Below are 13,066 nucleotides of genomic sequence, written 5' to 3' on the forward strand. Positions count from 1 at the left end.
AAGAAATACATATTTGTGAAGAAAATGATATATTAAATTGATGTTATTCAGAAATCAAGATAGATTCTATTTCTGATAATTTAATTAGCATTATAATAAAAAATTGAAAAATAATTGATTTTAATACAGTATGCAAAAAAGGCAAGGGCAAGAGTATTGAAGTAGAAAAAAATCTATTTTTGATAAATAAAGGGAATAGTTGATTTATTTTAAGATTTTAGATTAAAAGTTAAAGATTTTAGATTAAAAGTTAAAGATTTATTACAAGAATATACATTAAATACATTATTAACTAAATTAAAAAATATAAGTAAAGTTTACTTTAAAATAGATAATATATAAATAAAGTAGAATAAATAAATGAGCTTCAAGAAAAAAATTTAAATTATTTAAAATAAGATTATAAAATTTATGTAGTACATAAAAATATTTTTATATTATTCTAAATCCTTGTTTAAATCAAGGATTTAGAAATTTTACTCTATAAAGATTAGTTATTCTTTTTTAAACTAATTTTATTAATATTTTCTATTTAATTATCTATTAAATCAACAAATATTTATTATAATTGAAATATAAAAGTTTGTTTATGATTAAAAATTAAAAACTTAATATTAAAATATATTTTTTAAATATATAATATTAAATTATGAAGAAAATAAATGAAGATTTTGTTTGTGCTAAATGTTGAAAATATGTTCCTATTGCCAAAATTTCTTGTAGGAATCATTGTCCTTATTGTTTTACAAGTATGCATCTGGATCAAAAAATTCCTTGAGATAGAAAAAGTGAATGTAAATGAGAAATGTTTCCTATAGAGTATAAATTATCTAATTGAGAAATTAAAATTTTATTTAAATGTAAAAAATGTTCTGATATACATTGGAATAAATCAAATATAGATGATGAAATATCTTGTTTGGATGAATATATTAAAAAATATTATATAGAATTTATTTAAATCATATTAAAAATTTTTTATTTTTCTTATTTGAAATATGCTAGGGTAGTGGTTTTTATCTTAAAAATATGATAAAAAATATAATTTCAAATATTTGACATAATACAATTTTATCAATATAATATTTTATTATTATTATAAATAATTTTATTTATTCAAAAATAAAAATGGAAAATTTTGTACAAAGATTAAATGAGTTGCAAGATAAAACAAGTCAATTTGATGATGAAGAAAAAAAAGATAATTTTAATAAAAAAATTGATAATTTAAAAGAAAAAATTGATAATTGAAATGAAATAAATAATGAAGAAATTGAAGAAGAAATTGAAAGAATGGAAACTGAATTGAAAGATATAGAACAAGAAAAAGAAAAAGAGAAACAAGAATTAAGTAAAGAAACTAAAGATCAATTGGAAATATTATCTAGTTCAATAGAAGCTAATAATTTAATAGAATCTTGAGCAAAAATAAAAATTGCAGATAGTATAGATTTAGATTTGCAAGAAACAAAAGATAAAACTAGAAAAATAACATTTTTGGAAAAAACATTAAGATCCTTTTGAGATATATGAAAATTTATATCAAATGTTTTGTGGGGCAAAACTAAACAAGAAAATATTGATAGTAAAAATGATAATGAGAAAATAAGTGAACTTTTGGAAAAAAAATGATTTGCTGATAATACTGATATAATTAAATGAACTTTTAATATAATTAATCAAGTACCCTTTGACAAATTTATGAAAGAAATAAATAATGAAAATAATTCTATTGCTGATATTCAAGTTTATATTGATACTTATTTATCTTCAAAAGAAGAACCTGAAAACTTGAATTTTAATCAAAAAAATTTTTTGGAAAAATATATTACATTGATAAGATTAAATAAAGATTATATAAATGAAAATATGAAAGAAAAAAATCATAAATATACAATTTCTGATATCAATGATAAATTATTTTCAATATGAACCAGTCAAGCTGTTTTTAATGAATGAACTACAATTATAGATTGGAAAGATTATTACAAAAAAGAAGAATGAAAAAAATATAATAGACCAAATTCAACATCAAATTGATCACAATTGTATGCAAATGAAATTTATATTGATAATTATGAAAGTTTGCAAAATCTTACATTAGAACAAATACGAAATCTTGATGAACAAAATATATTAGATATACTAGATTATAGTATACAAGATTCAATTAAAAATTCTTGAAATGCTTTACCTATCAATATTTCTTATTTTAAAGATCAAGAAAAACAAAAAGCTTATGAAAAATTAGCTTGAGAAAAAAATATAGAAATACCAAATCAAATTAATTTTAATGATAATTATCAACTTGTTATTTGACAAAATAATTATATCATGAAATATGAATGGAATTCAATTAATCCATTTAAATCACGAGAACGATATCAAGCAAAACCAAATGATTGATACCAAATGTGATTTGAAAACGATAATTGAACTATAAATATTAATCTTGATGCAGAAATATGATGAAATTATAGTTATAGAATTGATTACAATAAATTTTCTGAAACAGTATCATCACTTATTTATAATTGAAATTATGAATTAACTTGATTAGATGCTCATAATAGAATATGAAATAAAATTAAATTTATGAAAACATAAATAAAAATAATCCAGAATTTAATCTGGATTTTTATATATTAATAAAATATTTTTTTGCGATATATAAAAAAATCTATATACTAATAATTAAAGTGTATTTTTGATTTTTTTTATATGTTAAAATAGTCTAAAACTAATGCATAATTTCTTAAATAAAATATTTTGGTTTATATTAATATTATTTATATTGATTTTTTTATTTTTATCTAATGAATTTGAAGGTCTTTGATTTATTGTTATTATTATTTTAATAACATTAAAATTAACTTATTTTTCAAAAGAAAATATAGAAAAACAAATTAAAGAATATAAAAATAATATTAAACAAGAAATAATAAATGAGTTAAATATTGAAATAAATAATTCTACATATACAAAAGAACAAGAAACTACAGTTGATAAAGAACAAGAAGAATATGTTGATAATCAAAATATTAATTATGATAATTCTTTTGCTGAAACAAAAGAAAATATATTGACAAATAATAATATTAAAAATAATAATTTAGACAATAGTATAAAAGATAATAATTTAGATAATAATTCTTTTGCTGAAACAAAAGAAAATATATTGATAAATAATGATATAAAAGATAATAATTTAGACAATAGTATAAAAGATAATAATTTATCTATATCTGAAATAGATGAAAATGAAAAAGATGAAAATGAAAAAGATGATAATTTAACATTAGATCTTAAAATAAAATATTCTATAAAATCATTTTTTTCAACAAATATAATGGCAAAGATATGATGAATACTTTTGTCATTATGATTATTGTTTTTTATGAGTTTAATTTATACTTATTTAAATGATTTTGCAAAAATAATTATATGATTTTCATTCTGATTTATTTTATTTTTATGAGCTTTTTATTTATGAAAAAAATGATATTCACTTGAAAGTAAAATATTATTTTGAGTTTCAATTCTTATAAATTATATTGTTATACTTTCTGGTAGATTTATATTGGGTTGAGAAGATTGATATTTATGACCTATTCTAACTTTTATTTTATTATTAATGAATACATGATTTTCTGTATATATATCATATACTATAAAATCAAATAATATTTTATTATTTTCAATATTTTTTGCATATATTATTCCATTTTTAATTTGATGAGAAGATAGTGCAAATAATATTTTATTAATTATTATATATTCTGTATTTATAAGTTTAGCTTCATTAGCTTCTTCATATATTAAAAATAAAAATTGAGAAGAATGAACTAGTATTGTATTAAATTATTTTAGTATCATATTATGATCATTGCTTATATTAACTACTTCCATTTCTACAAGTCATGAATATTTATTTATATTACAGCTTTTGTGATTTAATTTAATTGTATTTTTAAATATATATTTTGCATATACTAATAATTACAAAAAACATATTATAAATATGTTTGTAGCATCTTTTGTATTATTATTATTATTTTTAATTGTTTGAGTTTCTTCCCTTTGAGAATGAATTCAAAATATATGGATTATATTATCATATGTATTTTCATTATTTTGAATAAATATATTTATATTGTATTTAGTTTTATCTTGATTTATTGTTTGACAAATTATTTATTTGTTTTATGTTTCTTTATTTCTTTTCTTTGTATTTGTATTAAGTTTTAATAATTTATTGTTTTTTTATTTTATATTCCCATTGATTCTATTTTTAAAATTTTTGATATTGTATTTAATATTTTATAAATCTTGAAAAAAAACTCAATTTTATATATTTATTATATTAATATGAGTTTTCATATTATATAATAATTGATATTTATTTATGAATAATTCATATGAAATAACATTGATTAATTATTTTATGATATTTTTTACTTCATTAATATATTTACTATTTTCATACTTTTTTTCTTTCAAAAAATGATATAATTTTTTATATGTTTTATGAACTTATTTTTTCATAGCTATTTTTACACCTTTTATAGATTATGAATCTAGCAATATTATTTATACTTTATTCTTTATAATAATTTTTAATATACTTAGTTTCTCTCTTCCTATTTTTAATAAAAATTTGATAGAATATAATATATACAGTCTTATCAAATGACTTTTGGTTTCTATATTGTATGTTATATTTTCATATTATGAATTACGAAATTCTTTTTGAATTTCTATTAATTTTTGATATTTTGTTATTTTAATTTCAATTATATGTTTTATAATTTGATATTATATTAGTATCAAAAATAATATAAATATACTCTCTAATGAGAAACTAGAAGAAAAACAAGAAAATATAAGAAATTCTTCGTATTTATATATTTTTAGTTCAGTTCTTATATTTATGCTTTCAATTATTATTATTTTTTCTGATAATATATATTGAATTGATGCTTTTGCACGGCTTTGTATATCATCTATTGTATTTTTACTTTATAGTAGAACTTCTATACATAAATTATTAGTTTTTTGAATAATAATTTTTACTATGTGAATAATAAAATATTTTGCATCTCTTTGAGAAATTGTAAATAGTTCTTCATATGAAATATATTATATTTTTTCATTTTTAATTATATTGTTAATTCTTTATATAAATATAATAAAAACTAAAAAAGCAAAAGATAATTATCTTTATTATATATATTTTCTTCATTTTTTATGAATATTAATTACATATGGTGGAATATATGTTATTTTAAATTCGTATTTTGATGTTAATTTATTAGTTTATTTATGAATTGTTAATTTAATTTCATATATATCATATAAAGAATTAAATTTTCCTTTATTATTAAAAGTTAATTGATTTATTATTTATATGATAACTTTTTTTCAATTATTTATAACAAATTTAATAAATCCATATTTTTATAATTATATATTTACATTAATTATTTTAATAATATCATTTTTAGATATTTATTATTACAAATTAAAATATAAATATTTAACATATATATTAATAATATATATATTATTAATATCTTCAATTTATATATATAACATTGTTGGTAATCATATTGCACTAACTATATATTGGTGATTAATATCTTTATTTTCTATATATTATTGATTTATTTTTATGAATCCTATATATAGATCTTTTGGTTTATTGATTATTTCAATTACTATTACTAAAATGTTAATGTATGATATATGGGCTAATTTAGATAATTGAGTTATAAGAGTTTTTGCATTTATGTTAATATGAAGTATAATGATATATTTATCAATGTTATATTGAAAATATAAAATATCTGCAAAATCTGATTTCAATATACTGATAGATAAGTTAAAAAATTAGTTTAAATATAAAAAATATAATCAAAAAAACTTGTAATAAACTAAAATATATCAAATTGTATTTTGTATCATTTTTTGTGTTAAATATATTATATATTTTCTCAAAATTAGTTAATTTTCTCTTGAATTTTTCAATAGCATCTATATAATATAGGTGCTATCATAAGATGATATGATAAATTATTTACATTTTAAAAAATAAATAAATTATGTGAAAAATTATATGAATAGATTTATGAACAACTAATTCTGCTTTTGCTTATACATTATGAGAAAATCCAGAAATTATAGCAAATGCAGAATGAGATAGAACTACTCCTTCAGTAGTTTATATAAAATGAGAACAATTATTGGTATGAAAATTAGCAAAAAGAAAAGCAGTTTTGGAGCCAAACAATGTTATTTATGAAGCCAAAAGATATATTGGTAGGAAATATTCAGAAGTAAAAGAAGAATTAAAAAATATTTCTTATAAAGCAAAAGAATGAAGTGATTCTTGAGTTGTATTTGAAATAGATGGTAAAGATTATAAACCGGCACAAATATCAGCATTTGTTTTGCAAAAAATTAAAGATGATGCAGAAAAGTTTTTATGAGAGAAAGTTGATAGTGCTGTAATTACAGTTCCTGCTCACTTTAATGATTCCCAAAGAAATGCAACTAAAGCTGCTGGTGAAATTGCTGGTCTTAAAGTAGAAAGAATAATTAATGAACCAACTGCTGCAGCTCTTGCATATTGAGTTTGAAAAAATAAAGATGAAAAAATAGCGGTATATGATTTATGATGAGGTACATTTGATGTAACTATTTTGGATATATGATCAGAATGAACTTTTCAAGTTTTGGCAACAGATGGTGATACTCATTTAGGTTGATCAGATTTTGATAGTAGAATAATTGATTATTTGAAAAAAATATTTAAAGATTCTGAATGAATAGATTTGGATAATGATACTATGGCTTTACAAAGACTTAAAGATGAAGCTGAAAACACAAAAATTCAATTATCTCATTCTGATAGTGTTGATATAAATATTCCTTATATAACTACTTGAAAAGATGGACAACCAAAACATTTGCAAACTACTATAAGTAAAGCTCAATTTGAAAATATGATAAAAGATTTAGCTGATAGAACTAGAAAACCTGTACAAAATGCTTTAAATGATTCTTGATTAAAAGCTAGTGATATTAATGAAGTTATTTTAGTTTGATGAAGTACTAGAGTTCCTTTAATTAAAAGAACTGTAAAAGAATTATTTGGAAAAGAACCGAAAATGACTGTAAATCCTGATGAAGCTGTGGCTGCTGGTGCTGCTGTTCAATGAGGTATATTACAATGAGATAATACGGATATATTATTATTAGATGTTACTCCTTTATCTTTATGAGTTGAAGTTGAAGGTTGAATTCTGGATGTAGTAATTGCAAGAAATACAACCATTCCAGTAAGTAAGAGTAAAACTTATACTACTGCTCAAGATAATCAACCTGCTGTATCTATTAATGTTTTTCAATGAGAAAGAACTATGGCACAAGATAATAAAAATCTTGGTATGTTTAATCTTGATTGAATTCCTCCTATGAGAAGATGACAAGCACAAATTGAAGTTACTTTTGATATAGATGCAAATGGTATATTAAATGTATCTGCAAAAGAGAAAACTACTGGTAAAGAACAAAAAGTAACTATTCAATGAGCAACTAATATTTCTGAAGAGGAAGTTAGTAAAATGCAAGCTGATGCAGAAAAATTTGCTGAAGAAGATAAAAAAAGAAAAGAACTTATTGAACAAAAAAATCAATTAGATTCTATGTCATATCAACTTGAAAACTTCCAAAAAGATAACGAAGATAAGATGGAACAATCTGATAAAGATAAAATTGCTGAACTTATATCAGAAGCTAAACAAACAAAGGAAGATCCAAATGCAAGTCTTGAACAAGTAAAAGAAAAAATTGAAAAATTACAAAAAGAAATACAAGATATAATGCAAAAAGTATCTGCAACAAATCAATCACAAGAATGAACAGAATGAAACTCTGAACAAACACAATGAGCAGAAACTACTGAAGCTGAAGTTATACAAGATGATGAAAGCGAAAATAAGAATAAATAATATATTAAATATAAAAAAGAATTGTATTAATTTACAATTCTTTTTTAATATATAAAATTTTTTAAAATCCAAGAAGAAACTATAATTCATGTTTCTGCTCTCAAAACACTATTTCATAAAGAAATTTTCTTATAATTAAATTTTTCTAATATTGAATAATCATAATTTGAAAATCATCATTCTGGACCACATATTCCCCATAAATTTTTTTTATCAAAATTTGATTTTTCAATATTTATTAAATCAATTCCCCCAAAATCAAATATACATAAACTTATATCTTCCAAAAAATCTAATAAATTATCTATTTTTTTTATTTTTGGTAATGCAAACATTCAACTTTGTTGTACTGCATCTATTGATATTTTTTTAAATTTTTCAAATTTTTTATCTGAAATATTTTTTATTTGACTATTTGAAGATTTCCAAAAAATAATATTTTCTATTCATATCTCAGTTAATTTTTGGACTATTAAATCCATTTTATCAAAATTATTTAGTATTGGAACTAAATATCAAGATTTTTTTTGTAAAATATTTATTTTTTGACAAAAAGTAATTTTTGCAATTATTTCATCTTTCTTAATTTCATATAATATTACTGTATATACATTTATATTACTTAATTCTCAATAAAAAAAAGGTTTATGAATTTGAAATTCATATCCAGATTTAGCTCTAAGAACATTTTTAATTTTATTAACAACATTTAAATCTCAAATATAAATATAATTATTTTTTTTATCAAAACTAGTTATAAATTTTTGCATATTATTTTTTATTTTTCTATAGATTTATCTATTTTTTCTGATGATGATGCCAAACTAGCAATAATTATTTTTCAATCTATAAACTTATATATAGGTATAATAAAAAGTCTAATTAATAAAAGAATAGCAATAAAATAGAATATAAAAACATATTCAAAATCTTCTCAAAAATCTTCTATTCAAAAATAGTCAACAAATATAATATATGAAATTATTATATTCATAATCTCCAAAAGAATAAGTACAGTTCAATCATCATTAAAATTTCTTATATACTTAATATATTCTTTTGTTATATTTATTTTAGAAACTTTTTTCTTATATTTTTGAAATATTTCATTTCAAGGATAATATTTATTTGCAAAATTGACCAAATTTTTACATCTAATATAATCTTTATCTTGCCAAGATTTTTTTATCATTTGTTCCAAATTCATTTCATGTACTGGATTTTTCATCTAATATGTTTAATATGAATAAACTATTTAATTTAAAAAATTCTATTTTTATATAAAATATATTAAAAAACTAAAATTTTAATAACTTAAAACTTTTTTTCAATAAATAATATTATAAATAGAAAAAATATTAAATCTAATTAATAAAAGAATAGCAATAAAATAAAATATAAATGTATATTCAAAATTTTCTATTCAAAAAAATTTAATAAATATTAGATATGTAAAATATATACTAATAACTTCCAAAATAATAAATAAAATTCAATTATCATTAAAATTTCTTACATATCTAATATATTCTTTTTTTATATTTATTTTAGAAATTTTTCTTTTATATTTTTGTCATATTTCATTTCAAGGATAATATTTATTTGCAAAATTGACTAGATTTTTGCATCTAATATAATCTCTATTTTTCCAAGATTTTTTTATCATTTGTTCCAAATACATTTCTTGTACTGGATTTTTCATTTTATTTATAAATTATTATAAATAAATTATTTTATTTTAGAAATCTTAATTTTTTCATCTAACTGATCTTGAACAGATTTTAATAACTTAGGACTTTCTTTTAATAAATTTGAAAGATTTTCTTTTCATTGTACTTTTTTGTCTCATACTGAATAAAATGCTCCTGATCTTTGAATTATATCAAAAAACATAGCAGCATCCAATAGATCAGACATTTTATCAATTCATTGATTAAATTTAACAGTTATTTCAGCAGTTTTAAATGGAGGTGAAATTTTATTTTTAACAACTTTAATTTTAGCTTTATATCATATTTGTTCTTTATCTTCTTCTATCTTTTCTCACCTTCTAATTTCTATTCTTTGAGATGCAAAAAATTTAAGTGCATTTCATCCAGATGTAACTTCAGGACTTCAAAATATAACACCTATTTTACTCCTTATTTGATTAATAAAAATAACAGTAGTACCAGTTTTGGAAAGAACTCAAGCTAATTTTCTTAAACCTTGTGACATAAGTCTTGCTTGTAATCACATATGACTGTCTCCCATATCTCATTCTATTTCAGCTTTTGGAACTAATGCTGCAACACTATCAATAACTATTAATTTAATAATTCATGTTTGTGCCAATTCTTGTGCAATTTGTAAAGCTTGTTCACCATAATCAGGTTGTGATAAAAGTAAATCATCAGTTTTTACTCATAATTTTTTTGCATATTCTGGATCCAAAGCATGTTCTGCATCAATAAATGCAGCCATTTCTCATTTTTTTTGTATTTCTGAAATGGCATGTAATGCAAATGTTGTTTTACCACTACTTTCAGGTCAATAAATTTCAACAATCCTACCATGAGGATAACCACCACCAACTATAGTATTCATAATATATGATCATGTAGAAAATGTACTTATCTTACCATAATCAATATTGTCTCATAATCTCATTATAGATCATTTTCAAAATTCTTTTTCAATACTTTTGAATGCATCAGTTAATATTTGTTTTTTATCTGTCATAATTATTATTTAATTTATAAATTTAACACTATGATTGTTCTTTATGTGAATTTGGATTATTAACTTTGAATAATAAAGATACTATTTCATTTATATCTAATTTTTCACAAAATAATCAAATTCACTTCAATCATTCTTCAACTATATTTGTTCTTACATCCAAATGTTTTTTATTCTTTACAAAATTTCTATATCTACTTACAACTTTTTCTGGATTTTCTTTTGAATCTAAAACATCCATCAATTTTTTCCACCAAGGCTTAGATATTTCTTGAGTATCATTAGCACCATGATAATAAGGTATTATCACATAAAATTCTTTAGTATATATTAATCATTGATTAGAATTTATTTTTTCAAGATAATTATAATATTCTTTACCTTGTCGTTTCAAAACATCATTTTCAATTCCATCAATTTTTTCTTCAATGAAAGAAATGTAATCAGTAAGATCAAGATAAGTACTGCGAGCTAATATTTGTATAGAAAAATCTAATCAATTTATAAATCTTTTGTACTGTTCTATAACTACTTGTTGTTCATCATAATTTCTAAGATCAAGATTTAATCAAAAGACTTTAATAATAGATCTTAATCATCAATCTTTTAATATAACTACATTATTTCTTATCTCTGATATATCCAATAGATTCTCTGTATTAAATTGATTTTCATTTTGTTTAGATTTTTTAATTTTTTTAGCTTCGTCATACATTTTTAATTATACAATCTTTTTAATATAAAATTAACAAAACTTTTATCAAACATATTATTTCAATAAATCCTCAAACAAAGTATCTAAATCAATTTCTTCATCTTCATCTTCATTTTCATCAACAGAATTTAATTCAGATATTTTAACTTCAAACTCATTTTTTATATTCAATAATATTGCATATATCAAATTTCTATTTTGAAATGAAAGATTAAAAGATTCAACTTGAGAAAATATACTTGATAATTTTTCCAACTTATCAGACAAAATTTCTGAATCTTCTATATTTTTAACATAATTTTGAGTCATTAATTTTATATCTTGATATTCTTGTTTATTTTTAGTATTAAGTCTATTAAACATATTATCTACTTCTTTTTTCCTTTCAGATAAACTTTTTTCAGCTTTTTCAGATAAAGTTTCTCTGTTTATTTCTATATTTTCATTATTTTCTATGTTTTCATTATTTTCTATATTTTCATCATTTATATTTTCAAATCAAACTTCCAAAACTTTTCAATTCCACCATCATAAAGTAATATCAGCTTGATAAAAATTATTTCAATCTGTATAAGAAACTCTAGCAGTATTTGATTCAATCCAATCTATATTTGTAACTTCAAAATATTCTTTACCAATAGGTTCATAACTAGACATAGATGTTATATATCTATGTATATGATTATTGTATATTTTAGTAAAATCTAAACTATTAATATATTCTTCTGTATATATTTCTTCTGGACTTTTTCCTTCAATATTTTCTTCTTCAACATTTTCTTCTTCAACATTTTCTTCTTCAACATTTTCTTCTTCAATATTTTCTTCTTCAATATTTTCTTCTTCAATATTTTCTTCTTCAATATTTTCTTCTTCAATATTTTCTTCTTCAACATTTTCTTCTTCAATATTTTCTTCTTCAATATTTTCTTCTTCAACATTTTCTTCTTCAATATTTTCTTCTTCAACATTTTCTTCTTCAACATTTTCTTCTTCAATATTTTCTTCTTCAATATTTTCTTCTTTAATATTTTCTTCTTCAATATTTTCTTCTTTAATATTTTCTTCTTCAATATTTTCTTCTTCAATATTTTCTTCTTCAATATTTTCGTTATCTTGTTCCGCTCTTTCAAGTTCTTCTCTAAGAGCATCCAAATCATTATCTAAATAATCTTGAGAACTAACAAAATGTGTACCAAAAACAACTATAACAAAAAATGTAAATATAATATTTCTTTGCATTAATCTTTTAATTTAAATTATAAAAATTTATATAAACATTATAATAAAGAAATTAAATAATTCAAGTAATTTTTATTTTTTTGTGCCAGCAATGTTAAATTGTTGGTACAAATAAGATCTTTTTTAATTTTTAATAAACAATATTATGTATTTATATATTAAATATATTTTAGGTAATATAAAAATATTTTGTTGAGTTTAAGAATTATTATTTGATTTTTATATTAATTATTTATACTATTATTGACATTTTAATTTTTTATTAATATTTTAAACTTGCTGTTAAAATATTTATTTTAATATACTAAAATTCATTATTCAAAAAAGTATTTAATTTTTGTTCAAAATCATCATAAACATTAATTATAGAATCTAT

Annotated in this window: 11 protein-coding genes; 5 read left to right on the plus strand and 6 right to left on the minus strand. The window is 19.6% G+C overall.

Annotation, left to right across the window (positions count from 1 at the left end):
- From VAMP_RS02935 to dnaK, 5 genes are all read left to right on the plus strand, one after another.
- Positions 1–221 (plus strand): hypothetical protein (locus VAMP_RS02935; RefSeq protein ID WP_213349050.1); only part of this gene is annotated, 221 nt, incomplete at its 5' end.
- 428 nt (positions 222–649) lie between these two features.
- On the plus strand, positions 650–961 hold the full coding sequence (locus tag VAMP_RS02940) for an RNHCP domain-containing protein (RefSeq protein ID WP_213349053.1): 312 nt from the start codon (positions 650–652) through the stop codon (positions 959–961).
- Positions 962–1,128: 167 nt separating this feature from the next.
- On the plus strand, positions 1,129–2,607 hold the full coding sequence (locus VAMP_RS02945; protein WP_213349055.1) for a hypothetical protein: 1,479 nt from the start codon (positions 1,129–1,131) through the stop codon (positions 2,605–2,607).
- Positions 2,608–2,794: 187 nt separating this feature from the next.
- Positions 2,795–5,893 carry a hypothetical protein gene (locus VAMP_RS02950; protein ID WP_213349057.1) on the plus strand — a complete coding sequence of 1,033 codons (3,099 nt, stop codon included), beginning with the start codon at positions 2,795–2,797 and terminating at the stop codon, positions 5,891–5,893.
- A gap of 208 nt (positions 5,894–6,101) precedes the next feature.
- Positions 6,102–8,012: a molecular chaperone DnaK gene (gene dnaK, locus VAMP_RS02955; protein ID WP_213349059.1), complete on the plus strand. Its 1,911-nt coding sequence runs from the start codon at positions 6,102–6,104 to the stop codon at positions 8,010–8,012.
- 44 nt (positions 8,013–8,056) lie between these two features.
- On the opposite strand, the gene VAMP_RS02960 is transcribed toward dnaK, so the two are convergent.
- The 6 genes from VAMP_RS02960 to VAMP_RS02985 all read right to left on the minus strand — a co-directional run bounded on the left by VAMP_RS02960 (position 8,057) and on the right by VAMP_RS02985 (position 12,690).
- Positions 8,057–8,782: an RsmE family RNA methyltransferase gene (locus tag VAMP_RS02960; RefSeq protein WP_213349060.1), complete on the minus strand. Its 726-nt coding sequence runs from the start codon at positions 8,780–8,782 to the stop codon at positions 8,057–8,059.
- 8 nt (positions 8,783–8,790) lie between these two features.
- The gene (locus tag VAMP_RS02965) at positions 8,791–9,240 is read right to left on the minus strand and encodes a hypothetical protein (protein ID WP_213349061.1); all 450 of its coding nucleotides are present in this window, start codon (positions 9,238–9,240) and stop codon (positions 8,791–8,793) included.
- A 78-nt stretch (positions 9,241–9,318) separates the two neighbouring features.
- Positions 9,319–9,714, minus strand: coding sequence for a hypothetical protein (locus tag VAMP_RS02970; RefSeq protein ID WP_213349063.1), 396 nt, complete (start codon positions 9,712–9,714; stop codon positions 9,319–9,321).
- A 26-nt stretch (positions 9,715–9,740) separates the two neighbouring features.
- A complete protein-coding gene (gene recA, locus VAMP_RS06700; RefSeq protein ID WP_213349065.1) occupies positions 9,741–10,733 on the minus strand; it encodes a recombinase RecA in 993 nt (330 codons plus the stop codon).
- A gap of 28 nt (positions 10,734–10,761) precedes the next feature.
- A complete protein-coding gene (locus VAMP_RS02980) occupies positions 10,762–11,448 on the minus strand; it encodes a TraC-like domain-containing protein (protein WP_213349066.1) in 687 nt (228 codons plus the stop codon).
- Between the two features lie 54 nt (positions 11,449–11,502).
- Positions 11,503–12,690 carry a hypothetical protein gene (locus tag VAMP_RS02985; RefSeq protein ID WP_213349067.1) on the minus strand — a complete coding sequence of 396 codons (1,188 nt, stop codon included), beginning with the start codon at positions 12,688–12,690 and terminating at the stop codon, positions 11,503–11,505.
- Between the last annotated feature and the right edge of the window lie 376 nt (positions 12,691–13,066).

The sequence above is a fragment of the Candidatus Vampirococcus lugosii genome, assembly GCF_018420025.1.
In the GTDB taxonomy this organism is placed as follows: Bacteria; Patescibacteriota; Gracilibacteria; order Absconditabacterales; family Absconditicoccaceae; genus Vampirococcus; species Vampirococcus lugosii.